General features: G+C 61.1%; 24 protein-coding genes and 1 pseudogene. 15 read left to right on the top strand and 10 right to left on the bottom strand.

Annotation, left to right across the window (positions count from 1 at the left end; all coding sequences use genetic code 11):
- Nucleotide 1: 1 nt before the first annotated feature.
- The 4 genes from EKA13_RS02975 to lptM are packed head-to-tail and all read right to left on the bottom strand — an operon-like array spanning nucleotide 2 to nucleotide 2979.
- Nucleotides 2-736, bottom strand: a complete 735-nt coding sequence (locus EKA13_RS02975; RefSeq protein WP_065758053.1) for a DUF484 family protein — start codon at nucleotides 734-736, stop codon at nucleotides 2-4.
- Between the two features lie 13 nt (nucleotides 737-749).
- The gene (dapF, locus tag EKA13_RS02970) at nucleotides 750-1580 is read right to left on the bottom strand and encodes a diaminopimelate epimerase (protein WP_065758052.1); all 831 of its coding nucleotides are present in this window, start codon (nucleotides 1578-1580) and stop codon (nucleotides 750-752) included.
- Nucleotides 1581-1584: 4 nt separating this feature from the next.
- Entirely contained in the window at nucleotides 1585-2832 is a 1248-nt protein-coding gene (gene lysA, locus EKA13_RS02965) for a diaminopimelate decarboxylase (RefSeq protein WP_065758051.1), read from the bottom strand.
- Between the two features lie 9 nt (nucleotides 2833-2841).
- A complete protein-coding gene (gene lptM, locus EKA13_RS02960; RefSeq protein ID WP_009395706.1) occupies nucleotides 2842-2979 on the bottom strand; it encodes an LPS translocon maturation chaperone LptM in 138 nt (45 codons plus the stop codon).
- Nucleotides 2980-3156: 177 nt separating this feature from the next.
- Between lptM and cyaY the strand changes: the two genes are divergently transcribed.
- The 3 genes from cyaY to rnk all read left to right on the top strand — a co-directional run bounded on the left by cyaY (nucleotide 3157) and on the right by rnk (nucleotide 4267).
- Nucleotides 3157-3489, top strand: coding sequence for an iron donor protein CyaY (cyaY, locus tag EKA13_RS02955; protein WP_065758050.1), 333 nt, complete (start codon nucleotides 3157-3159; stop codon nucleotides 3487-3489).
- A gap of 1 nt (nucleotide 3490) precedes the next feature.
- Nucleotides 3491-3712, top strand: coding sequence for a DUF1289 domain-containing protein (locus tag EKA13_RS02950; RefSeq protein ID WP_065758049.1), 222 nt, complete (start codon nucleotides 3491-3493; stop codon nucleotides 3710-3712).
- A 144-nt stretch (nucleotides 3713-3856) separates the two neighbouring features.
- The gene (gene rnk, locus EKA13_RS02945; RefSeq protein WP_065758048.1) at nucleotides 3857-4267 is read left to right on the top strand and encodes a nucleoside diphosphate kinase regulator; all 411 of its coding nucleotides are present in this window, start codon (nucleotides 3857-3859) and stop codon (nucleotides 4265-4267) included.
- A gap of 7 nt (nucleotides 4268-4274) precedes the next feature.
- Here rnk and EKA13_RS02940 read toward each other — a convergent pair whose 3' ends face one another.
- The 3 genes from EKA13_RS02940 to EKA13_RS02930 all read right to left on the bottom strand — a co-directional run bounded on the left by EKA13_RS02940 (nucleotide 4275) and on the right by EKA13_RS02930 (nucleotide 7918).
- Entirely contained in the window at nucleotides 4275-7112 is a 2838-nt protein-coding gene (locus tag EKA13_RS02940; RefSeq protein ID WP_065758047.1) for a class I adenylate cyclase, read from the bottom strand.
- A 200-nt stretch (nucleotides 7113-7312) separates the two neighbouring features.
- Entirely contained in the window at nucleotides 7313-7561 is a 249-nt protein-coding gene (locus EKA13_RS02935) for a TIGR02647 family protein (RefSeq protein ID WP_065758046.1), read from the bottom strand.
- Nucleotides 7562-7630: 69 nt separating this feature from the next.
- The gene (locus tag EKA13_RS02930) at nucleotides 7631-7918 is read right to left on the bottom strand and encodes a hypothetical protein (protein ID WP_065758045.1); all 288 of its coding nucleotides are present in this window, start codon (nucleotides 7916-7918) and stop codon (nucleotides 7631-7633) included.
- A gap of 144 nt (nucleotides 7919-8062) precedes the next feature.
- Here EKA13_RS02930 and EKA13_RS02925 point away from each other — a divergent pair, with 144 nt between their 5' ends.
- A complete protein-coding gene (locus tag EKA13_RS02925; RefSeq protein WP_065758044.1) occupies nucleotides 8063-8725 on the top strand; it encodes a glutathione S-transferase family protein in 663 nt (220 codons plus the stop codon).
- 45 nt (nucleotides 8726-8770) lie between these two features.
- Here EKA13_RS02925 and argH read toward each other — a convergent pair whose 3' ends face one another.
- Complete coding sequence (gene argH, locus EKA13_RS02920) at nucleotides 8771-10165, bottom strand: argininosuccinate lyase (RefSeq protein WP_065758043.1); 1395 nt, start codon at nucleotides 10163-10165, stop codon at nucleotides 8771-8773.
- A 221-nt stretch (nucleotides 10166-10386) separates the two neighbouring features.
- Between argH and EKA13_RS28255 the strand changes: the two are divergent.
- The 8 genes and pseudogenes from EKA13_RS28255 to EKA13_RS02885 all read left to right on the top strand — a co-directional run.
- A pseudogene (locus tag EKA13_RS28255) lies at nucleotides 10387-10494 on the top strand (sensor histidine kinase); the annotation flags it as partial.
- Complete coding sequence (locus EKA13_RS02915; protein ID WP_065758042.1) at nucleotides 10491-11237, top strand: LytR/AlgR family response regulator transcription factor; 747 nt, start codon at nucleotides 10491-10493, stop codon at nucleotides 11235-11237. The pseudogene EKA13_RS28255 and the gene EKA13_RS02915, both read left to right, overlap by 4 nt.
- A gap of 118 nt (nucleotides 11238-11355) precedes the next feature.
- On the top strand, nucleotides 11356-12297 hold the full coding sequence (hemC, locus tag EKA13_RS02910) for a hydroxymethylbilane synthase (RefSeq protein ID WP_065758041.1): 942 nt from the start codon (nucleotides 11356-11358) through the stop codon (nucleotides 12295-12297).
- Nucleotides 12294-13061, top strand: coding sequence for a uroporphyrinogen-III synthase (locus EKA13_RS02905; protein WP_065758040.1), 768 nt, complete (start codon nucleotides 12294-12296; stop codon nucleotides 13059-13061). The genes hemC and EKA13_RS02905 overlap by 4 nt, the downstream gene beginning before the upstream one ends.
- A 46-nt stretch (nucleotides 13062-13107) precedes the next feature.
- Entirely contained in the window at nucleotides 13108-14229 is a 1122-nt protein-coding gene (locus EKA13_RS02900; RefSeq protein WP_065758039.1) for a uroporphyrinogen-III C-methyltransferase, read from the top strand.
- Nucleotides 14226-15467, top strand: a complete 1242-nt coding sequence (locus EKA13_RS02895) for a heme biosynthesis HemY N-terminal domain-containing protein (protein ID WP_065758038.1) — start codon at nucleotides 14226-14228, stop codon at nucleotides 15465-15467. Before EKA13_RS02900 ends, EKA13_RS02895 begins: the two co-directional genes overlap by 4 nt.
- A 223-nt stretch (nucleotides 15468-15690) precedes the next feature.
- Nucleotides 15691-16218, top strand: coding sequence for a disulfide bond formation protein B (locus EKA13_RS02890; protein WP_065758037.1), 528 nt, complete (start codon nucleotides 15691-15693; stop codon nucleotides 16216-16218).
- Nucleotides 16219-16482: 264 nt separating this feature from the next.
- The gene (locus tag EKA13_RS02885) at nucleotides 16483-16953 is read left to right on the top strand and encodes an Rsd/AlgQ family anti-sigma factor (protein ID WP_065758036.1); all 471 of its coding nucleotides are present in this window, start codon (nucleotides 16483-16485) and stop codon (nucleotides 16951-16953) included.
- Nucleotides 16954-16957: 4 nt separating this feature from the next.
- Here the strand turns inward: EKA13_RS02885 and EKA13_RS02880 are convergent, their stop codons facing one another.
- Nucleotides 16958-17623 (bottom strand): FKBP-type peptidyl-prolyl cis-trans isomerase, encoded by a 666-nt coding sequence (locus EKA13_RS02880; protein ID WP_065758035.1) that lies wholly within the window; start codon nucleotides 17621-17623, stop codon nucleotides 16958-16960.
- Nucleotides 17624-17849: 226 nt separating this feature from the next.
- On the opposite strand from EKA13_RS02880, the gene EKA13_RS02870 reads away from it, so the two are divergent.
- On the top strand, nucleotides 17850-18749 hold the full coding sequence (locus tag EKA13_RS02870; RefSeq protein WP_065758034.1) for an AlgP family protein: 900 nt from the start codon (nucleotides 17850-17852) through the stop codon (nucleotides 18747-18749).
- Here the strand turns inward: EKA13_RS02870 and EKA13_RS02865 are convergent.
- Complete coding sequence (locus EKA13_RS02865) at nucleotides 18725-19207, bottom strand: TIGR02444 family protein (protein WP_065758033.1); 483 nt, start codon at nucleotides 19205-19207, stop codon at nucleotides 18725-18727. The genes EKA13_RS02870 and EKA13_RS02865 overlap by 25 nt on opposite strands.
- A gap of 50 nt (nucleotides 19208-19257) precedes the next feature.
- Here EKA13_RS02865 and EKA13_RS02860 point away from each other — a divergent pair, with 50 nt between their 5' ends.
- Nucleotides 19258-21168, top strand: a complete 1911-nt coding sequence (locus EKA13_RS02860; protein WP_065758072.1) for an ATP-binding cassette domain-containing protein — start codon at nucleotides 19258-19260, stop codon at nucleotides 21166-21168.
- The gene (locus EKA13_RS02855) at nucleotides 21168-21755 is read left to right on the top strand and encodes a mechanosensitive ion channel family protein (RefSeq protein WP_065758032.1); all 588 of its coding nucleotides are present in this window, start codon (nucleotides 21168-21170) and stop codon (nucleotides 21753-21755) included. Before EKA13_RS02860 ends, EKA13_RS02855 begins: the two co-directional genes overlap by 1 nt.
- Nucleotides 21756-21781: the final 26 nt, after the last annotated feature.

Here is a 21781-nt window from a genome sequence, read left to right as displayed (position 1 = left end):
GTTAGCGCACCGAACGCAGGGTTTGCGTGAAGCGTGGAACGACACGGCCCAGGACTTCGGCAATGTAGCCCAGGAACAGGGTGCCGACACTGCTCTTGTAGTGCTGCGGATCTCGGCTGCCGATCGCCAGCACGCCATGCAGGCCCTGATGGTTGAGTACGGCGACGGCGCTGGAGCCGACTTCTTTACGCTGCTCTTCACCGAACAGGAAGTCCAGCTCATGGTCGCGCAGCGAGCCGCTGACGGTCTTGCCGCCGCAGAGCAAGCTGCCAATGGCTTGTTGGGCCTCGGTACTGTTGACCCAGCGGCCCACCGAAGTGGCGTTGTCACTGAACAGTATGAGACTGACAAACGGCACCTTGAACTCCTGGCGCAGGCTGTCTTCGACGGCCATGACCACTTCCTCGAGGCTGTTGGCATCGAGCAGGTCGAGGATCAAGCGGCGGGTCTTGTCGAACAGGCGGTCATTGTCGCGGGCGACGTCCATCAGCTGTGACAGGCGATGGCGCATCTCGATGTTGCGATCACGCAGGAGCTTGAGCTGGCGCTCGACCAGCGAGACGCTATCGCCACGCTGGTGAGGGACGTGCAGTTCCACCAGCAGTTCATCATGCTCGGTGAAAAATGCCGGGTTGGCGCGCAAGTAGGCGGCCACGGCCTCGGCCCCAAGGGCCGGTGTCATGCCCTGATCACTCGGGGCGGGGTGTTCGACGGGGGCCTGGGGCTGATCGGTCATGGCTGATACTCACTCATAGACGAACCTGTCCTTCGAAAACGCGCACGGCCGGCCCGGTCATCATCACCGGGTGGCCAGGTCCTGCCCATTCAATCGACAGGCGCCCGCCTGGCAGGTCGATAAGCAGGGGTGAATCCATCCAGCCTTGGCTGATCGCGGCCACTGCAGCAGCGCAGGCGCCGGTACCGCAGGCCTGGGTTTCCCCGGCGCCACGTTCCCAGACCCGCAGTTGTGCGCGGTGCCGATCAATGACCTGGATAAAGCCGACATTCACACGTTGCGGGAAGCGTGGGTGGTGTTCGATCTTCGGCCCCAGGGTATGTACCGGTGCCTGGTTGATGTCATCGACACGCAGCACGGCGTGCGGGTTGCCCATGGAGACGGCGGCCATTTCGACCTGCTGGCCGTCCACATCCACCGAATAGCTCAGGGCTTGTTCGGGGGCCTGGAACGGAATATCGGCCGGGACCAGCCGTGGTGGGCCCATGTCGACACAGATCTGCCCATCGCTACGGACATTGAGCTCAATGACGCCGCTACGGGTTTCGACGCGGATCTGTTTCTTGGCGGTCAGGCGTTTGTCCAGCACGAAGCGGGCGAAGCAACGTGCACCGTTACCGCACTGTTCTACTTCGGAGCCGTCGGCGTTGAAGATCCGGTAGCGAAAGTCCACGTCCGGATTGCTCGGTGCTTCGACGATCAGTAACTGATCGAAGCCGATACCGGTATGCCGGTCGCCCCATTGCTTGGCGTGCTTGGGCAGAATGTGTGCATGCTGGCTGACCAGGTCGAGGACCATGAAGTCATTGCCCAGGCCATGCATTTTGGTAAAACGCAGCAGCATGGGGTTACTCCGGCAACTGGCTTTCGCCTGCGAACAGTTCGGCTACGGTCTCGCGACGACGCACTTCAAAGGCCTTGTCGCCATCGACCAGAACTTCGGCGCAGCGGCCACGGGTGTTGTAGTTCGAGCTCATTACAAAGCCATAGGCACCCGCTGAATGCACAGCCAGCAGGTCGCCCTCGGCCAGGTTCAGTTGACGCGCTTTGGCCAGGAAGTCGCCGGTTTCGCAGATCGGTCCGACCACGTCATAGGTGCGTGGCTCGCCCGCACGCGGCTGCACGGCCGTCACGTCCATCCAGGCTTGATACAGAGCTGGGCGGATCAGGTCGTTCATCGCCGCATCGACGATGGCGAAATCCTTGTGTTCCGTGTGCTTGAGATACTCGACACGGGTCAGCAGCACGCCGGCATTGGCGACGATGTAACGACCCGGCTCGAAGACCAGGGTCAGGTCACGTTCGCCGACACGCTCGCGTACGGCCTTGATGTAGTCGGCAATAAGCGGTGGCTGTTCGTCGTTGTAACGCACACCAACACCACCACCCAGGTCCAGGTGACGCAGGTGGATGCCACATTCGGCCAGGCGGTCGATCAGCGCCAGCAGGCGGTCGAGTGCGTCGAGGAACGGGGCGAGGGTGGTCAGCTGCGAACCGATATGGCAGTCGACACCCACCACTTCCAGGTTCGGCAGTTGAGCTGCGCGCAGATAGACGGCCTCGGCATCGGCGATGGCAATGCCGAACTTGTTCTCTTTCAGCCCGGTGGAAATGTACGGGTGGGTACCGGCATCGACGTCAGGGTTGACCCGCAGCGAAATCGGCGCGCGTACGCCCATCTCGGCGGCGATGACCTGCAGGCGTTCCAGTTCGTCAGTGGACTCGACGTTGAAGCAGTGTACGCCGACTTCCAGGGCCCGACGCATGTCTTCACGGGTCTTGCCGACGCCGGAGAACACCACGCGGTCGGCGCGTCCGCCAGCGGCCAGGACGCGTTCCAGCTCACCGCCGGAGACGATGTCGAAGCCTGCGCCCAAGCGGGCGAGCACGTTCAGCACGGCCAGGTTGGAGTTCGCCTTGACTGCAAAGCAGACCAGGTGCGATACGCCTTCCAGGGCATCGGTATAGCTGCGGTAGCGCTCTTCGATATGGGCGCGCGAGTAAACGTACGTCGGCGTTGCGAAGCGCGCGGCGATGGCTGACAGCGCTACGTCTTCCGCGAACAGTTCACCTTCGCGGTAGCTGAAAGCGTCCATGGGATTCCCTTATTGGTGCTGGTGCGATTGCGATTTTTTGCCATCTTTGCTGTCGTCAGGCAGGTACAGAGGACCCTTTTGACCACAGGCGGAGACGAGGCAGGCAACCGCGACGAGCGCCGCGAGGGAGGAGATCAGGCGCTTCATGGCGAAATCCTTTGAAATAAGCAGTATTGCGCCCGAGTATACCGAGCGCCCAGCGCCTTGCCTATGTGGCTTGCCCGCCATCGGACAGGGGCGGTGGTCGGTATCCTTTGCATTCGTCGCGCTGGCCTCGTATCGTGCCCGGCTTGCGCGTGAGCAGAAAATTTCGAGGTTCTTGCAATGAGTTTGAGCGAAGCACGTTTTCATGACCTGGTCGATGCCACCCAGCAGGCGCTGGAAGACCTGTTCGACGAAAGCGGCCTGGACCTGGACATGGAAAATTCGGCCGGTGTCCTGACCATCAAGTTCGATAATGGCAGCCAGTTGATCTTCAGCCGGCAGGAGCCTTTGCGTCAGCTGTGGCTGGCTGCCCGTAGCGGCGGTTTCCATTTCGACTACGACCCGGAAAGCAAGAAGTGGATGTGCGATACCACTGACGAACTGTTGGGCGAAATGCTGGTGCGCATCGTCTTTGAGCAGTCTGGCGAGAAGCTCGACTTCGACGAGATTTGAAATGAGTGTTGCCAGCAAACCGGCCAAGCCGCTGTACAGCAATGTCAGCCCGGCGGTGCCTTCGCCGTGTATCAGCCTGTGCCGGCTCGATGAGCAGAAGGTCTGCCTGGGTTGTTTCCGGCATGTCGAGGATATTCGCCAGTGGCGTTCGGCGGATGACGAGCAGCGTCGTCAGATTTGCCGCGAAGCAGGTGCCCGGCGCACCCAGGCCGAGGCTCGCTGAGCCAGGGCTGCCTGCCTCCCCTCTTGTGTATTTGCCGGGCTGTGGTAGTGTCGAACGTATATCGGCACTGCCGAATTCCTGAAAACCCCGCCCTTGGGCGGGGTTTTTCTTTATATCGCCTAGAAAAAGGAGTCTGACTGGATCATGAGCACCAAGCCTTCCCTTATCCTCACCCGATTGGACGTACAACGTCTTGAGCGTTTGATCGATAGCCTCGACGAAAACGTGCCGGGTGTGCTCGCCTTGCAGGACGAGCTGGACCGCGCCGAGCAGGTGGTCGGTCACGAGGAGGTCCCGGCCGGTGTGGTGACCATGAACTCCCGCGTGCATTGCCGTGAGGAAGCCAGTGGCAAGGACTATCACCTGACCCTGGTCTACCCGAAGGATGCGGGTGCCGAAGGCAGCGTATCGATCCTGGCGCCGATTGGCTGCGCATTGCTGGGCCTGTCGGTCGGCGAGCAGATCGATTGGCCAGCACCGGGCGGCAAGACCCTCAAGCTCAAGCTGCTGGAGGTTGAGTACCAGCCGGAAGCCGCTGGTGACTTTGACCTCTGAGCCTGTCTTAGAGCAGGGCCATGGCGTCGTTCAGGCGCGCCTCCAGTTCGTCCTTGTAGCGCAGGTAGCGGATGCTTGAACCTGGGCTTTCAGCGAGCAGGTCGGAGAGGTCCAGGTCAGTGATGTAGCAGCGGTAGGGCGCAGCTTCACGGCGCTGCTCGACGATCTCGCGCGCAACCATGGCATACAGTTGGTCGCCATGGTCGAGCGCTGAAAATTCCTTTTGATTACAGTACAGCGTGACGTGGGCTGACTCGGTTGCGCTCGTCTGTAGGATCGCCTGTACGTCGTAGAAAAACCTGCCGCTGCTGTCCTGTGGCGCGGGGCGGGGTTCGACCCGGCGCGCGCGGCCTCCGCCCGAGGGCATAATCTGGTAGTAATGGATTGCCAGCGAGCCTTGCGCCAGTGGCCGACGCGCGTTCTGACGAAAAACCACCGCCTGCAAAAAGCGCTGCAAGGGCAGCAGCAGGCTGCTCTCGTCATGCATCGGCAGGCGTTGCTGCCACAACACGTTATGCTCATCCAGCACGTAGACATCGGCCCAGTCATCCCACAGGCGGTAGAACACCTGAAGGGCGTGCGGCTGGCCAAGCGCAAGCACTTGTGCCAGGTCATGCTCCTGCAGTGCATTGGCATCCAGGTGCAGGTGGCTGTAACTGCTCCGCTCCTGGCCCAGATACGCCATAAGGGCCGCGTGGTCGTTCAGTGTGGCTATTTCGGTTGCGCCAGGTTGCAGGTTGAGCACGTGGGTATGCTGCTGAACCTGAATCAGGTAGCGGTACTCGAGGGGTTGCTCAAGGAGTGCCTGAGCGCTCATGAACACTTCTTCGACACGCAGGGCAATGGCCTGGGCCCGGTTATGACAGAAGCAGCGTACCCTCAAGCGTGGCGCAGGTGCGCCGCGCTCAAGGCTGCTCAGGTAATCGCGCAGGCAGCGCAGCAGGGCATGTTCGCCGTCATAGCGTTGAACCTGCACTTCGTTCCAACTGTTGAGTGTGACCTGGTCGAGGGTCAGTACCAGGTTCTCGCGCACGCCAGCGTAGCTCAGCGAGTCGGTACGCTCGGTGGTCATCAGGATGTTCAGGTCGCGGTGTTGGCGCAGTGGGTCGATGCCGACATTCACCAGCAACAGTACCTCCTCGGCTACGCTGGGTTGCAGCAGGCGTTCCTCACTGACACGGGGCAGTGGCAGGGCTACGCTGTGCTGCAGGCTGCCGAGCAGGTTGAACAGCTCGTACTCGCTCAGGTCGCTGCTGCCTGGATACAGCGCTAGCCGCGTACTGCTGTCGATCACGCCATTGCGATGGGCCCAGGTCAGCAGTTCAAGCAACCCGCGGCACCGTTTGATCGGGGCGAAGTGCTCCCACTCCTGTGGGCCGAGGTTGCCGCTGTAGAGTGTCCATTGAACCCGCTCCGGTGCGTTGCCGGTACTTGATTGGACCAGCGTCAGGGTGTCTTCGGCCAGGTCAGGGGCCACGCCTGGGTTGATGAAGTCGACTTTGCCGGCCCGGCGCCCGAAAGCTGCATGCAAGCGTCGGCCAAGCACGTTGAGGTCGCGTTGGTCGATGCGATTGCTCGCCTGTTGGCTGCGTGCGAACTGGTTGAGAAAGCGGTAGCCGTAGTTCAACTCATCGACCAGCACCCGCCGCTCGCTCTCGACCTGACGAACTTTCCATTGGCTGCGGCTGTCGAGCAGGGCCAATTGGCGTTCGTCCCAACCCCATTCCTGGCAAAGGCGTGCAAGCTGCTCGCGTTGCCAGCCACTCACGCGCTGGCGTGCCAGGTTGCTGAGTTTCTTGTTGACCTTCAGGTACAGGCTGCGTCGCACCAGCTCCAGCCGTTGGCTGTCGCCGCTGGCCTTCAGGTAGCGCTCGATGCGCCGGTAAACCATCACGTAGGGGTCGAGTTCGTCTGGGTCCAGGCGGTTGGCGAACACGGCCTGTTTGAACTGCAGGCTGAGGCAGTGTACCTGTGGATGCTCGCTGGCATAGGCTTCGGTCAGTAGCAGTTTAAGTACAGATTTGTAGGGCGACTCAATCCCTTTGTACAACTGCCAGAGCCCGGCACCGATGAACTCGCCGGCCGGGATATGGGCCAGATGGCCAAGATCCAGAACCTCTTCTTCGCGGACAAACCGTTTGGACAGCAGCGTGCGGGTGAATTCGGCATAGCGCGCTTCTTCGTGCACAGGTACCAGCCACCAAAGCGGTGTGCGGCCGGCCAGCCAGATGGCGGTGCGGTAGAACTCATCAAGTAGCAGGTAATGCTGAGTGGTGCCGCAATCTTCCGAACTGAGCCTGGTGTTGCGTTCGCCCTGAACAAATCGCTGCGGGTCGATCAGGAACATGTGTGCTTCGGCGCCCTGGCTGGCGGCCCAGATCTCCAGCAACGTGCACTTCTTGCGCAGCTCGGCCAGGGCGGTGTCGTCCAGGTCGCAAGCGTGGCATACCCACACATCCATGTCGCTTTGTTCGGCTTGGGCCAGGGTGCCGAGGCTGCCCATCAGGAATAGCCCATGAATGGGGCGTGGCGGGTTGCCGTGGCGAGGCCGGTAGCTGAACGAGCGCGTCAGGCGCTGCGCTTCAGTCAGCTGCTGTGCATCGGGCTCGTAACCGGAGACACCCGCTGGGGTAGAGCCTGAGACATAGCCGGGAAACAGTGGGTGATTGACGTGGAAGAGCAGCGGTAGCAGGTTAAGGACGAGTTGCTGTCTGCTCGACAAACCGTCCATTGCGCGTGCCAGGCGACCTTCGTTCAGGCGCAGAAAACGCGCGCGCAACTGATTGAGCACCTTGCGGTCGATGCCTGCATCCAGGTCCGGGCGGATTTCATAGGGGTGGTTCATTATGGATTCAAACCGGCCTACAGGCTCGACAAGGGAACGTCAGTTAGCACTGGCGAGTTTAGCCCTAGTAATGCAGTCGGTTTAAGCCGTATTTGGTTTTTGACGCCATTTTTTCGTGGGCGGTGCAGCGTCGTGTACGGCCCGAAGGTCGTGCAAGACGCTGGCGCGTGAGGCTTGCCGGTGAAGGTGTCGGCGGGTATTCAGGCTGTTTCGGTCACGTTAAGGATGGTCAGCAGCTGCTGTGCATGCTCGGCGGCGTCCAGGCCCAGGCTGGTCAGGTAACCGCCATCGGGTTGGGTGATCAGTTCCTTGTCATGCAGGCGTTTCGCGGCGGCAATGGCTTGAGGCGCTGCCGTCTTGGTGTGAATTTTCAGGCCTTCCTGGGTATTGGCCAGGTTGAACAGTGCAAGTATTTCCAGTTCGGCAACCAACTCGGGGGTAAATGACATAGGTACTCCGACATTTCCTGAATTTGCGGTTGGCACCTTGGTAACTGATGCCTGGATTTGGAGTGTAGTTCAGTCTTTTTCCGGCGGTAGTTCGGGCAGTGCGCGCAGTGCAGTTTCGTACCATTCGGTGTTGAATGCACGGTCTTCATCGAGCATGGCGTCAATCTCGACAGCCAGCACATGAGCCATCAGGTTGAGGATGTCTTCGCGCTCATAGCCCACCAGTGTCAGCTTGTTGAAAGCCGCCTTGGCGGCCGGCGGCTCACCGGACTCGATCTGGTTCTCGATGGCTTGGGTCAGGGTGGCTTCGGCGAAGGTTTCTTCGTCGTCGCTGTCGATTTTGTTCTGTTCGCTCATGGTGATTCCTCGCGTTGAGCCTGCAGTTTGCCATGAGCGCACAGGTCATGTCGCAGTATCGACACTATCCATGATGCTGGTCAGCCCGGGCCAATCGTTCTATAACACCCCGCGCCAACTCCTTACGGCCTGGAGGCTGTTTTCATGCTCAAGCTTCATGGTTTTGCAGTCAGCAACTACTACAACATGGTCAAACTGGCACTGCTGGAAAAGGGCCTGCCCTTTGACGAGGTACTGTTCAACGGCGGCCAGAGCGATGACGCTCTGCAGATCAGCCCATGCGGCAAGGTCCCGGTACTGGAAACCGAGCACGGCTTTATCAGTGAGACCAGCGTGATCCTCGAGTACATCGAGCAGGTGCATCCTGAGCATGCCTTGCTGCCTGCCGAGGCCTATGCGCGTGCCAAGGTGCGCGAGCTGGCCAAGGAAATCGAGCTGTATATCGAACTGCCGGCGCGAGCTTGTTACCCCGAGGCGTTTTTCGGCATGCAGGTGGATGCGGTCATCAAGGAAAAGGCCAAGCGCGAACTGTTGGCGGGGCTCGATACCCTCAAGCGCAACGGCGTGTTCTCGCCTTACGTTGCTGGTAACACGCTGACCCTGGCCGACCTGTATTTCTTCTACAGTGTCGATCTGGCGCGCGGTGTCGGCCTCAAGATATTTGGTCAGGACTTGCTGGAAGACTTCCCGCAGGCCAAGGCGCTGTTCGCCCGGCTCAAGGAGAGCCCGCATGTGCAGAAGATCGCAGCGGACAAGGAAGCGCAGATGCCCGCCTTCCTCGAGATGATTCGCAGCGGCAAGCGCTGAGTTGAAACAGGCTCGCCGTGCTGCCCGGTGAGCCTGTATCGAGGCTTAACGGCTGGCCAGCAGGGCCTTGCCGCGTTGCACCGCAGCCCGTACCTGGGCTGGAGCGGTACCGCCAATGTGGTTACGGGCGTTGACCGAGCCTTCCAGGGTCAGGACGGCAAATACGTCTTGCTCGATCTGGTCGCTGAACTGGCGCAGTTCGTCCAGGCTCATTTCCGCCAGGTCCTTGCCGGTGTCGACGCCGTATTTCACTGCATGGCCGACGATTTCGTGGCAGTCACGGAACGGCAGGCCGCGCCGTACCAGGTAATCAGCCAGGTCGGTGGCGGTGGAGAAGCCGCGCAGTGCGGCTTCGCGCATGATCGCATGACGCGGCTTGATGGCCGGGATCATGTCGGCGAAGGCCCGCAGCGAGTCGCGCAGGGTGTCGGCGGCGTCGAACAGCGGCTCTTTGTCTTCCTGGTTGTCCTTGTTGTAGGCCAGTGGCTGGCCTTTCATCAGGGTCAGCAGGCCGGTCAGGGCGCCGAATACACGGCCGCTCTTACCGCGCACCAGCTCTGGCACGTCCGGGTTTTTCTTTTGCGGCATGATCGAGCTGCCGGTGCAGAAGCGGTCAGGCAGGTCGATGAACTGGAATTGCGCACTGGTCCACAGCACCAGCTCTTCGGAGAAGCGCGACAGGTGCATCATCGCCAGGCTGGCGGCAGCGCAGAATTCAATGGCGAAGTCGCGGTCAGAGACGCCGTCCAGCGAGTTGCCGGCCACGGCTTCAAAGCCCAGCAGTTGGCAGGTCAGTTCACGGTCGATCGGGTAGGTGGTACCGGCCAGTGCGGCACTGCCCAGCGGCATGCGGTTGGTGCGCTTGCGGCAGTCGACCAGGCGCTCGTAGTCACGGCTGAGCATCTCGAACCAGGCCAGCAGGTGGTGGCCGAAGGTCACTGGTTGCGCGGTCTGCAGGTGCGTGAAGCCCGGCATGATGGTTTCCGCTTCGCGCTCGGCTTGCTCCAGCAGGCCTTGTTGCAGGCGGGTGATCTCAGCGAGGATCAGGTCGATTTCGTCACGCAGCCACAGGCGGATATCGGTGGCAACCTGGTCGTTACGGCTACGCCCGGTGTGCAGCTTCTTGCCGGTGATCCCGATGCGATCGGTCAGGCGCGCCTCGATGTTCATGTGAACGTCTTCGAGGTCGATGCGCCAGTCGAAGTTGCCGGCTTCGATTTCGCTCTGGATGGTTTTCAGCCCGTCGATGATGCTGTCGCGCTCGGCATCGGTGAGAACGCCGACCTTCGCCAACATGGTGGCGTGGGCGATCGAACCCATGATGTCGTGGCGATACAGGCGCTGGTCGAAGTTGACGGAAGCGGTGAAGCGGGCGACGAAAGCGTCGACGGGCTCACTGAAGCGGCCGCCCCAGGACTGGTTGGTCTTGTCAGTGCTCATGGATTCGCTCGTTGAAGGCGTGAACGGGAAAAGTGGCGCCGATAATAGCAGGATTGGCAGCATTGACGGCGTTCGGCGGTCGGCATAAATGGGTGATCGAGGTTCTGGCTGTCGCCGTTGAAGGTGTGTTCTTGACAGGATATTTGGCGAATGAACGGCAGCGTTCCGGCAACCGTCTACAGTTGGACTGAGGATTGGCATCTTTACTGCCGACCCAGTGAATTTTTAGCCATCGTGCGAGTCTGAGCGTGGATCGCCGTGACGGTCGTCACTTCACCTGTCTACGCTATCCTTGTGCGAGACTCACGCAGGAATCCAGCGCAATATGAATGTCCTGATCGTTGATGACGAACCCCAAGCCCGCGAACGCTTGAGCCGCATGCTCGGCGAGCTTGAGGGCTATACCGTGCTGGAGCCTAGCGCCACCAATGGTGAAGAGGCCCTGGCACTGATCGACAGCCTTAAACCTGATGTCGTCCTGCTCGACATTCGTATGCCAGGCCTGGATGGCCTGCAGGTGGCAGGTCGCTTGTGCGAGCGTGAAGCACCACCGGCGGTGGTGTTCTGTACGGCGGATGATGAGTTCGCGGTAAACGTATTCAAAGACAGTACCCTGGGCTGCCTGATCAAGCCGGTACGCGCCGAGGAGTTGCGGGACAGCTTGCGCAGGGCCGAGCGTCCCAGCCGGGTGCAGTTGGCGGCGTTGACGCGCCCGGCCGCTGAGAGCGGCATCGGGCCTCGCAGTCATATCAGTGCGAGAACCCGCAAAGGCATCGAAATGATCCCGCTGGATCAAGTCATTTACTTCATCGCCGATCACAAATACGTCACCCTGCGCCATGAGTCCGGCGAAGTCTTGCTGGATGAACCACTCAAGGCCCTTGAGGATGAGTTCGGTGACCGCTTTGTCCGTATCCACCGCAATGCGTTGGTCGCGCGTAACCGTATCGAACGCCTGCAGCGCACGCCGCTAGGGCATTTCCAGCTTTATCTGAAAGGGCTCAATGGCGATGCGCTGGTGGTCAGCCGTCGGCATGTGGCGGGCGTGCGCAAGATGATGCAGCAGCTCTAAAGGACAGTGCTGGAGCGAATCGTGCCAAGGACGGCGACCTTATCCGATGATTTAGATCTGCTAGCGCGTTGGACTGAGCTGTTATCATCCGTAGCAACTCTCTCGTACGGATCGTTCCATGTCCACTCGCGAAATCCGCATTGCCACCCGCAAAAGTGCCCTTGCCCTCTGGCAGGCTGAATATGTCAAAGCCCGTCTAGAGGAAGCCCATCCCGGCCTGCTGGTGACGCTGGTGCCAATGGTCAGCCGCGGTGACAAGCTGCTTGACTCGCCGCTGTCGAAGATTGGCGGCAAGGGCCTGTTCGTCAAGGAACTGGAAACTGCACTGCTTGAGCGCGAAGCCGACATTGCGGTGCACTCGATGAAAGACGTGCCCATGGACTTCCCCGAAGGCCTGGGCCTGTATTGCATCTGCGAGCGCGAAGACCCGCGCGACGCGTTTGTTTCCAATACCTTCCCAAACCTCGAAAGCCTGCCGGCGGGCAGCGTGGTCGGTACCTCCAGCCTGCGCCGTCAGGCACAGTTGCTGGCGCGTCGCCCCGACCTGCAAATCCGCTTCCTGCGGGGCAACGTCAATACCCGCCTGGCCAAGCTCGATGCGGGTGAGTACGACGCGATCATCCTGGCGGCTGCCGGCTTGATCCGCCTCGGCTTTGAAGACCGTATCAGCTCTACCATCAGTGTCGATGACAGCCTGCCCGCCGGCGGCCAAGGTGCCGTAGGTATCGAATGCCGCAGTGCCGACAGTGAAATCCATGCGTTGCTGGCGCCGCTGCACCATCGCGACACCGCCGACCGTGTCAGCGCCGAGCGGGCGTTGAACAAGCACCTCAACGGCGGTTGTCAGGTACCGATTGCCTGTTATGCCGTGCTTGAAGGTGATCAGCTATGGCTGCGCGGCCTGGTAGGTCAACCCAGCGGTGGCACGTTGCTCAACGCCGAAGCGCGTGCGCCACGCGCCGATGCCGAGGCGCTGGGTGTTCGGGTCGCCGAAGACCTGCTCAAGCAGGGGGCCGGTGAGATCCTCAAGGCTGTTTATGGCGAGGCCGGTCACCCGTGAGCAGCTGGCGTCTGCTGCTTACGCGGCCGGCCGAAGACGGTGCAGCGCTGGCGCAAACGCTTGCGCAGAGCGGCGTCTTCAGCAGCAGTTTGCCTTTGCTGGAAATCGAACCACTGGCGCTTGATGCCGCGCAGCGCAGCACGGTGGCTCACCTGGATCGCTACTGTGCGGTTATCGTCGTGAGCAAACCGGCGGCGCGCCTGGGCTTGGCGCAGCTGGATCACTACTGGCCACAACCGCCGCAGCAAGCCTGGTTCACGGTCGGCGCTGCTTCGGCGCAGATTCTGGAAGCGCATGGCCGGGAGGTGCATTACCCCCGCACTGGCGATGACAGCGAGGCACTTTTGCAGTTGCCCGCCTTGCATGAGGCGATTAACCGGCCCGATGCGCGTGTATTGATCATGCGCGGTGAGGGCGGGCGTGAGTTGTTGGCCGAGCGTTTGGCCGAACAAGGTGCTAGTGTCGACTACCTCGAATTGTACCGACGTTGCCTGCCTGTCTACCCGCCGTCGACATTGCAGCAGCGTGTCGAGGAAGAGCGTTTGAATGGCCTGGTGGTCAGCAGCGGCCAAGGGTTTGAACATTTGCAGCAATTGGCCGGCGAGGACTGGCCGCAGTTGGCGCGGTTGCCTATTTTTGTGCCGAGCCCTCGGGTGGCAGCCCAGGCCCGTGCAGCCGGTGCCCTGAATGTAATAGATTGTCGCGGTGCCAATGCCGCGGCCTTGCTGGCGGCGTTGCGGGAAACTCCTGCACCTGCCCTCTAAGGCGCTAAGCTGATTGGCGACGTGCCTCAATGCAAAGGATGGATACGTGAGCGAAACTGTCTTGCCCAACGATGAAGTGCAGTCGGCGCCCGAGGCGCCAGAACAAACGCCTGCCGCGGCGGCAAAGCGCGGCGGTAATGGTTTGGCGATTCTCGCGCTGTTGCTGGGTGCCGCGGGTGTAGCCGTGGGGGGCTGGGGCGTATGGCAAGTACGTCAGCTTCAAGGCGCCGATCAGGCCCAGGGCGAACACTTGCAAGCGCTGAACACCTTGGCCGAGGCTCTGCAAACACGTGAGCAGCAGCTTTCGGCGCAGCTTGCCGGCCTGCCACCGGCCGCCGAGCTGGAAGACCGTCGCCGCCTGGTCGCGCAGTTGCAGGGCGACCAGCAACGCTTGAGTCAGCGCCTGGAAAGTGTGTTGGGGGCGAGCCGCAAAGACTGGCGGCTGGCAGAGGCTGAGCACCTGTTGCGTCTGGCCAGCCTGCGTTTGTCGGCGCTGCAGGACATTGCCAGTGCCCGCGCCCTGGTTCAGGGTGCTGATGACATTCTGCGTGAGCAAAGCGACCCGGGTGCTTTCGCTGCCCGCGAGCAGTTGGCCAATAGCCTGGCCGCACTGCACAGCGTAGAGCAGCCAGACCGCACTGGGTTGTTCCTGCAATTGGCCGCGCTGCGTGATCAAGTGGTGCAGTTGAGCGCACTGGCCCCAGACTTCCAGGTCAAGGCTGAAGGCGATTCAGCCTTGATCGCCGATGGTGATGGCGCAAGCCGTTGGTCGCAGTGGTGGGACAAGATTTCCCGCTACATTCGCATCGATTTCAATGCCGATGAAAACATCCGGCCATTGTTGGCCGGGCAGGCGCTGAATCAGGTTCGTCTGGCCTTGAGCCTGACGCTTGAGCAAGCCCAGTGGGCTGCGCTCAATGGTGAGCCGAAAGTGTATGCCCAGGCGCTGGCAGAAGCGCGCAGCGTGCTGCTGGCCAACTTCAACCCTGATCATGCACAAAGCCGGATCATGCTTGAGCGTTTGCAGGCCTTGGCTGACGCGCCGGTATCGGTTGTCACGCCGGATCTGGCGCAAAGCCTGAGTGCGGTTCAGGCGTATATCGAGCGTCGTCATCTGCCTGCCGAAGAAGTGCCAGCCGGCAAGGCAGCTGAGGAGGCGCGCCCATGAAGCGTGTCTACCTGTTGACGGTCGTGGCGATTGCGGTGGCCGCGCTGGTAGGTATCGGCATGGCACACCACAGTGGCTACGTGTTGATTTCCTACGGCAACTTCTTCCGCTATGAGTCCAGTGTGTGGGCAACGCTGGCGGTGTTGCTTGGGGTGTGGCTGCTGTTTTTGCTTGTTCGCTACCTGATCAGTGTGGTGTTCGTCTCTGGTGGGGTGGTCAACCCATGGTCTCGGCGCAACCGCGACCGGCGTACTCGCCTGGCCATCGAACAGGGCCAACTGGATCTGGCCGAAGGCCGTTGGGCCAGCGCCCAGCGCAACCTGCACCGTGCCGCCGAAGCTGAGCGTCAGCCCTTGCTCTACTACCTCGGTGCTGCCCGTGCTGCCAACGAACTTGGCCGTACCGAAGACTGCGACAACCTGCTGGAGCGTGCCCTGGAGCGTCAGCCCCAGGCCGAACTGGCCATCGCCCTGAGTCATGCCCAGTTGCAAACCGACCGTGGCGACCTCGATGGAGCGCTGGAGACCCTGCAAGCCATGCATGATCGCCATCCGCACAGTGTTCAGGTGCTGCGCCAGTTGCAAGGCCTGCATCGACAGCGCGGCGACTGGTCTGCTTTGATCCGTTTGTTTCCGGCCTTGCGCAAGGAAAAAGCCCTGCCGGCTGCCGAGCTGAGCGAGTTGGAGCAGCGCGCCTGGGGTGAGAACCTGTCACTGGCAGCCCGCCGTGAAAACGACGACCAGACCGGGCTTCAATCATTGGCGCGTGCCTGGGAACAGTTGACCTCGGCGCAGCGGCAGGAGCCGCAACTGGTGCTGGCCTACGCCGAGCAACTGCGCCAGTTGGGTGCCGAGGCTCAGGCTGAAAAGGCGTTGCGTACGGCACTCAAACGTCAGTACGAGAGCCATCTCGCCCGTCTTTATGGGCTGGTCCGGGGTGAAGATCCTGTACGTCAGTTGCAGACAGCCGAAGGCTGGTTGAAGCTGCACCCCGATGACCCAAGCCTGTTGTTGACCCTCGGTCGTCTGTGCCTGCAAAACCGCCTGTGGGGCAAGGCACGTGACTACCTGGAAAGCAGCCTGAACCTGCAGCGTAACCCCGAGACCTGTGCCGAGCTGGCGCGTTTGCTGGCGGGGTTGGGTGATACCGAGCGCAGCAATCAGTTGTTTCAGGAAGGCTTGGTGCTGCTGGACGAGCGTCTGCTGGCGCTACCCTTGCCTGAGGGTGTTCGCAGCTAGCAACACTGTGTGCAGGCCCGCCTGGCACGGCGGGTCTGTACGACTGGGTAATTGTTCCTACGGCGTGTGGTTTATTGTGCCTTCGGCGGCCTCTCGTCAGTCCCTTCTGGTTTGCCGTACTTTCTGCTTTTTGTTGGCGAAGAGTCCCGAAGGGCTCGTATTGAAAGGGGTTGTGGCTTTCCTCTACCGTTGATGCCCCTTCATTCCGCCCTTGGAATTCTTCATGCCGTTGGTTCGTTTGCGCTCCTTGTTCCTCCTGGCCTTTGTGGCATCGCTGGCCATATTGGGGGGGACGTTCTACCTGGAGTTAGGTCTCGGCCTGGTGCCGTGCCCCTTGTGCCTGAGCCAGCGCATCCTGCTGTCGTTGTTCGCCATTATCTGTCTGGGCGCGTTACTGCAGCGACCACGACTGCGTGGGCTGTGTCGCTACGCTGCTGTGGCCTTGGTGTGTGCCGTGCTCGGGGTCTTGCTGGCGGCCCGGCATATCTGGCTGCAAAGTGCTTCATTCGTGCCTGAAATGGAGTGTCATCCGCCCTTGGGCTACCTGGTCTACACACGGTCCTGGAGTCAGGTACTGGAGGCCATGCTGCTGGGGAGCCCGGACTGCGTGCGAATCAGTTGGACCTTCATGGACCTGAGTGTTCCTGAATGGAGCCTGCTGGCGTTCATGGTCTTGACGCTTTTTACCCTGACCGTGACGTTTGTTGGCCTGCGTATACGGATGGTCCGTAGGCGAATGGCACGCCTCTGACCCCTTGGCAGCATGCTCGGCAGTATCGCAAGTCGCTGATTCGATTGACCTGGAACAGCTTTGTAGATGAGCGGCGCTACGTCGCAGGATTAAACACTTGTATGAACTTTGTCGCCTGCGTACCTTGAAGGCATGGGCGCACGGGAATAATCTCCCCAGCACGCAGACAAAAAAACTACGCTATGCCGGTTTGCTGCTTTCAACCGGTCACAACAATGCGTGACGCGGTGTAGTGCAGCACGACCCTGAAGGGAAGAGATCGCCATGCTCGACAGTTGTCAGAATGCTCAGGAACGCTGGGGTGGGGTTCATCGGCTGATTGACCGCTGGCTGGAGGAGCGGGCGGAACTGGTGGAAGCCTTCCGTAAGCTGCGCGATGCAAAGCCGGCCTTCGCCGACAAGGACATGAATCGGGATTTCTGTGCGGTGCTGGTGGACTATGTGTCGGCCTGGCACTTCGAGGTGCAGGAGCAACTGGTCAGCGAGGCCAAGGCTTTTGGTGATAACCGCAGCCTGGAGTTGGCCGAACAGATCAGCCCGCGTATCGACGACATTACCCAGATTGCCCTTGCCTTTAACGATCACTGCGACAAAGGCAACTGCAACGACCCCGAGCGTTTCGCCAAGAAACTCCAGGAACTGGGCGGCCTGTTGCATGAGCGTTTTGAGCTGGAAGACTGCCTGATCGAGGTGCTGCACAACGCGCACAAGGAAGAGGGCGCGGTTCAGGCCTGAACCGTCAATTTGCTACGCCGAGCAGTTCAATCTCGAACGTCAGAGGCGTGTACGGCGCAATCAAGTCCCCGGCACCTTCAGCGCCATATGCGAGCGCTGAAGGAATGACCAGCCGCCATTTTGAGCCTGTCGCCATCTGCGGCAAGCTCACCTGCCACCCTTCAATCACGCTGTTCAGGCTGAACCACTGCGGTTGTTCGCTTTGGTCGAAGACCGTACCGTCTGGAAGTGTGCCGACATAGCGAACCTGAACCTTGCCGCCGCTGGTGGGCTTGGCCCCAGTGCCTGCTACCAGCTCGCTGACCAGGACACCTTCCGGCAACTCTCGTACGCCGGCCCTGGCACGTTCAGTGGCCATGAAGCGGCGTTCAACACCGAGTAGCTGTTCACTCTGCGCCTGTTCTGCGGCGTCGTTGGCCTGGGCATCGTGCTGGCTGAGCAGTGCCTCCATACGCGTTTTACTCAGGGCCAGTGGCTTGTTCTGATAGGCCTGTTGCAGGCCGTCGATCAATGCCTTGAGTTGCAGGTCCGGGACTTCTTCGCGCAGGCGTTCTCCGAGGCTGGCGCCCAGGCTGTAAGCAAGGTCATGAGCGTCGTTGGCATTGCCATCTGCCTGCGCCATGGCCGGTGACAGCAAGACAAGAAACGGCAGTAGAAAGTAGCGCGGCATGGCAAGGGTCCAGGTTTCGGAGAAGCACAATTATGCCAGCCTGAAGGTATTGTCCAAGGCTTTATCGGCAGTGTTTCCAGCAGCATCTACACTTGCCTCCAGCGGCAACGATACGCACTTTGCCCAGGCATGCAACGCGGCGCATCCATTACGGTCAACATGCCCTAGCGGCGATAGCAGCAGAAGACTAGTATGAGCCGCAACTACATCAGCCAGGAGGTAAGCCATGTCGGCCAATAAGAAGCCAGTAAGTACGCCGTTACACCTGCTCCATCAACTCTCCAGCAGCCTGCTTGAGCATTTGGAAAACGCCTGCTCGCAAGCGCTGGCTGATGCAGAAAAACTGTTGGCCAAGTTGGAAAAACAACGTGGCAAGGCACAGGAAAAACTTCATAAAGCGCGCCTCAAACTTCAGGACGCTGCCACTGCAGGCAAGGCCAAGGCACAGAACAAGGCCAAGAATGCCGTAGCGGAGCTTGAGGAATTGCTCGATGCATTGAAGGAGCGTCAGGCACAAACCCGCACCTATATCCTTGAGCTCAAGCGCGATGCTCAGGAAAGCCTGAAGCTTGCCCAGGGCGTGGGTAAAGTAAAAGAGGCTGCCAGCAAAGTCCTGACCCTGCGTAGCGACAAGGCAGCGGTTACCGCTACCGCCGCCAGCAAACCGACCACTGCCAAAGCAGTTGCCAAACCGGCTGCAACCAAAGCGCCGGCCAAACCTGCGACCGCCAAGGCACCTGCCCGAGCTGCAGCCAAGCCAGCCACAGCGGTGAAGGCCCCGGCCAAACCTGCCGCTAAAACTGCTGCTGCCAAGCCTGCTGCGGTCAAAGCCCCCGCTCGCGCTGCTGCCAAGCCTGCCGCTAAACCTGCCGCCGCCAAGGCGCCAGTCAAGGCTGCTGCCAAACCAGCTGCCGCTGCGAAAGCCCCAGCCAAGCCTGCCGCCAAACCAGCCGCGGCCAAGGCTCCAGTTCGAGCGGCTGCGAAACCTGCTGCCAAAGCCCCAGCCAAGCCTGTCGCTGCCAAGCCTGCAAGTCCGGCCACGCCAGCACCAGCCGCCGCTGCACAACCGGCTGCACCTGCAAGCCCGGTAGCCCCTGCTGCTCAGTCGCCGTCGACCGCGTCTTGAGTGCTTGCTGCCGCGACGCGTAGCTTCTGCAACGCGTCGCGGTACGCCTTAACGCCATCCGGCGACAGTCGTTCCAGCCAATCCGACTCAGTCACTTCTGCGACTGGCCACGCCAGCGAGGCCGCTTGCAGGCGCTCTAGCAGCTCGCGTTCAGCGGCCAACTCCAGTGCCTTGAGTTGTTCGCGCAGGCGAGCCTGCGCTGGGTCCAGGCTTGCCGCTTCGCGCCATTGCTGGCGCAGTGAGCGTAGTGGCGTCACCACTTGACGGTGCCAGGGTTCGGCCAACTGTTGCAACTGTGCCACGCGTGAGGCATCGGGCTTTACACCACGGGCTTCCAGCCAGGTAGCACAGAGCAGCAGGCAGACATTCCCCCCCTGGTGCTGCAGGCTCAGGCAGGCCGCTTCCACCCTTGGACGGGCATAGAGGTTCACGGCAAAATTCCACAGGTCGGTGTACATGGTCCCACTCGCGCCAGTTGGCGGCGAAGCTGGTAGACTTCGCGGCCATTATGATCAGACTATCGAACCTCACTTTACAGCGTGGTCCACAGCGCCTGCTAGAAGGCGCTGAGCTCACGCTGCACCCCGGCCAGAAAGCCGGCCTGATCGGCGCCAATGGTGCCGGTAAATCCAGCCTGTTCGCATTGCTGCGCGGTGAGCTGACGCCCGACGCCGGTAACTGTCAGCTGCCAGGCGATTGGCGTATCGCGCATATGCGTCAGGAGGTCGATACCCTCGAGCGCCTGGCCGTGGACTATGTGCTCGATGGTGATGAGCGCCTGCGCACCATCCAGCGCGATCTGGAGGTAGCGGAGTCGGCTCACGACGGTACAGCAGTGGCCCGCCTGCATATCGAACTCGACAGTGCCGACGGTTACACGGCTGATGCCCGTGCCCGCAAGTTGCTGGCGGGCCTTGGCTTCAGCAATGAGCAGATGGAACGCCGGGTAGGTGACTTTTCCGGCGGCTGGCGGATGCGCCTGAACCTGGCGCAGGCGCTGATGTGTCCGTCTGACCTGTTGCTGCTCGACGAACCGACCAACCACCTTGACCTGGATGCAATCCTTTGGCTGGAAGACTGGCTCAAGGGTTACCCTGGCACCTTGCTGTTGATCTCCCACGACCGCGATTTCCTTGATGCGGTGGTCGACCATGTAGCCCACGTCGAGCAGTGCAAACTGACCCTCTACCGGGGTGGTTACAGCGCGTTCGAGCGTGCCCGTGCCGAACGCCTGGCGCAGCAACAGCAGGCCTATGAGAAGCAACAGGCCCAACGTGCGCACATGGAGAAGTACATCGCCCGATTCAAGGCACAGGCCACCAAGGCTCGTCAGGCACAAAGCCGGATCAAGGCCCTGGAGCGGATGGAGGAGTTGTCGGCGGCCCATGTCGACTCGCCGTTCGACTTCACCTTCCGCGAATCAGAGAAAATCTCCAGCCCCTTGCTCGACCTTTCTGAAGCGCGGCTGGGCTATGGCGATAAAACCATTCTGGAGAAGGTCAAGCTGCAGTTGACGCCAGGCGCGCGCATCGGCTTGCTTGGCCCTAACGGTGCGGGCAAGTCGACCCTGATCAAGAACCTCGCAGGCGAGCTTGAGCCGCTGGCTGGACGCCTGGTGCGCGGTGAGAACCTGGTGGTGGGCTACTTCGCCCAGCACCAACTCGACTCGCTGGACAGCAAAGCCAGCCCATTGCTGCACCTGCAACGCCTGGCACCGACCGAGCGTGAGCAGACCTTGCGCGACTTCTTGGGTGGTTTCGACTTCCGTGGTGGTCGACTCGACGAGCCGGTACTGAATTTTTCCGGTGGCGAGAAAGCCCGCTTGGCGCTGGCGTTGATTGCCTGGGAGCGGCCGAACCTCCTGCTGCTCGACGAACCGACCAACCATTTGGACCTGGAAATGCGCCTGGCGTTGACCATGGCGTTGCAGGAGTTCAGCGGTGCAGTGTTGGTTGTATCCCACGACCGTCACCTGCTCAAGAGCACCACCGACGAGTTCCTGCTGGTGGCCGACGGCAAGGTCGACACCTTCGATGGAGACCTGGACGACTACACCCGCTGGCTGGCGGAGTACCGTCAGCGTAATGCCCCGGTCAGCAGTGCACCGGCCAACGCCGACAAGAGCGACAAAAAAGCCCAGCGTCAGGCGGCGGCAGCGCTGCGCCAGCAGTTGGCGCCGCACAAGCGCGAAGCGGAAAAGCTCGAGCGTGAGCTGGGCACCGTGCATGAGCAGTTGGCGAAAGTCGAAGCCAGCCTCGGCGACAGTGCCCTTTACGAAGCTGCCCGCAAGGATGAGTTGCGTGAGCTGCTGGCCCGCCAGGCCCAGCTCAAGGGCCGTGAGGCCGAGCTGGAGGAGGCCTGGATGGAGGCGCTGGAAGTGCTGGAGACCATGCAGGCGGAGCTGGAGGCACTGTCGTGATGGCGGCGTTGCGACAGTTACTGCCGGTGGAGTGGATCGAGCCCTTGTGGCTCGGTTTGCAGATCCTGCTGATCCTGGTCGCGGCCTTTTTCCTGCAGCGTGTGGTCGCACGCTGTTTGAGCCGACTGGCGCAACGCTACCCGTTGCCGCCAGAGTTGATAATGCCGCTGCGCGGTGGCCTGCGCTGGCTGATCATGGGCAGCGCACTGATTGTCGTGCTGGAGCGTCTGGGGGTGTCGGCCACCGTGCTCTGGACCGCACTGTCGGGGTTTGTCGCCGTCGCAGCAGTCGCGTTCTTTGCCATGTGGAGTGTGCTGTCCAACCTGCTCTGCGCGGTGCTGATCTTCACTGTTGGGCCGTTCCGTCTGGGTGATGTGGTCGAGCTGGTGGATACCACTGACAAGCCGGGTGTCAAAGGCCGTGTCATTGCCATCAACTTGTTGTTCACCACGCTGGTCGAGCTGCCCGAGACCGGCGGTGCACTGGTGCAGGTGCCCAACAGCCAGTTCTTCCAGAAGTCGGTACGGCGTTGGCGCGGCGCTGATGCACTACCGTTGGTGGGTGAGGACGCGCCGAAGGGCAACTGATCGGCGGTCAAAAAAACCGTGGCGTT

The sequence above is a fragment of the Pseudomonas defluvii genome (genome assembly GCF_001695625.1).
Classification (GTDB): domain Bacteria; phylum Pseudomonadota; class Gammaproteobacteria; order Pseudomonadales; family Pseudomonadaceae; genus Aquipseudomonas; species Aquipseudomonas defluvii.
The sequence above is the reverse complement of the archived record's forward strand: the minus strand, read 5'-3'. Positions and strand labels throughout refer to the sequence as shown.

Excerpts from the sequence above, each read along its gene's own strand:
- EKA13_RS02890 (WP_065758037.1), top strand. The coding sequence starts at position 15,691 with ATGCCGTTGGTTCGTTTGCGCTCCTTGTTCCTCCTGGCCTTTGTGGCA.
- EKA13_RS02975 (WP_065758053.1), bottom strand. The coding sequence starts at position 736 with ATGACCGATCAGCCCCAGGCCCCCGTCGAACACCCCGCCCCGAGTGAT.
- EKA13_RS02885 (WP_065758036.1), top strand. The coding sequence starts at position 16,483 with ATGCTCGACAGTTGTCAGAATGCTCAGGAACGCTGGGGTGGGGTTCAT.
- cyaY (WP_065758050.1), top strand. The coding sequence starts at position 3,157 with ATGAGTTTGAGCGAAGCACGTTTTCATGACCTGGTCGATGCCACCCAG.
- lptM (WP_009395706.1), bottom strand. The coding sequence starts at position 2,979 with ATGAAGCGCCTGATCTCCTCCCTCGCGGCGCTCGTCGCGGTTGCCTGC.
- EKA13_RS02915 (WP_065758042.1), top strand. The coding sequence starts at position 10,491 with ATGAATGTCCTGATCGTTGATGACGAACCCCAAGCCCGCGAACGCTTG.
- dapF (WP_065758052.1), bottom strand. The coding sequence starts at position 1,580 with ATGCTGCTGCGTTTTACCAAAATGCATGGCCTGGGCAATGACTTCATG.
- argH (WP_065758043.1), bottom strand. The coding sequence starts at position 10,165 with ATGAGCACTGACAAGACCAACCAGTCCTGGGGCGGCCGCTTCAGTGAG.
- rnk (WP_065758048.1), top strand. The coding sequence starts at position 3,857 with ATGAGCACCAAGCCTTCCCTTATCCTCACCCGATTGGACGTACAACGT.
- EKA13_RS02870 (WP_065758034.1), top strand. The coding sequence starts at position 17,850 with ATGTCGGCCAATAAGAAGCCAGTAAGTACGCCGTTACACCTGCTCCAT.
- EKA13_RS02855 (WP_065758032.1), top strand. The coding sequence starts at position 21,168 with ATGGCGGCGTTGCGACAGTTACTGCCGGTGGAGTGGATCGAGCCCTTG.
- hemC (WP_065758041.1), top strand. The coding sequence starts at position 11,356 with ATGTCCACTCGCGAAATCCGCATTGCCACCCGCAAAAGTGCCCTTGCC.
- EKA13_RS02930 (WP_065758045.1), bottom strand. The coding sequence starts at position 7,918 with ATGAGCGAACAGAACAAAATCGACAGCGACGACGAAGAAACCTTCGCC.
- lysA (WP_065758051.1), bottom strand. The coding sequence starts at position 2,832 with ATGGACGCTTTCAGCTACCGCGAAGGTGAACTGTTCGCGGAAGACGTA.
- EKA13_RS02895 (WP_065758038.1), top strand. The coding sequence starts at position 14,226 with ATGAAGCGTGTCTACCTGTTGACGGTCGTGGCGATTGCGGTGGCCGCG.
- EKA13_RS02935 (WP_065758046.1), bottom strand. The coding sequence starts at position 7,561 with ATGTCATTTACCCCCGAGTTGGTTGCCGAACTGGAAATACTTGCACTG.
- EKA13_RS02865 (WP_065758033.1), bottom strand. The coding sequence starts at position 19,207 with ATGTACACCGACCTGTGGAATTTTGCCGTGAACCTCTATGCCCGTCCA.
- EKA13_RS02880 (WP_065758035.1), bottom strand. The coding sequence starts at position 17,623 with ATGCCGCGCTACTTTCTACTGCCGTTTCTTGTCTTGCTGTCACCGGCC.
- EKA13_RS02940 (WP_065758047.1), bottom strand. The coding sequence starts at position 7,112 with ATGAACCACCCCTATGAAATCCGCCCGGACCTGGATGCAGGCATCGAC.
- EKA13_RS02950 (WP_065758049.1), top strand. The coding sequence starts at position 3,491 with ATGAGTGTTGCCAGCAAACCGGCCAAGCCGCTGTACAGCAATGTCAGC.
- EKA13_RS02860 (WP_065758072.1), top strand. The coding sequence starts at position 19,258 with ATGATCAGACTATCGAACCTCACTTTACAGCGTGGTCCACAGCGCCTG.
- EKA13_RS02925 (WP_065758044.1), top strand. The coding sequence starts at position 8,063 with ATGCTCAAGCTTCATGGTTTTGCAGTCAGCAACTACTACAACATGGTC.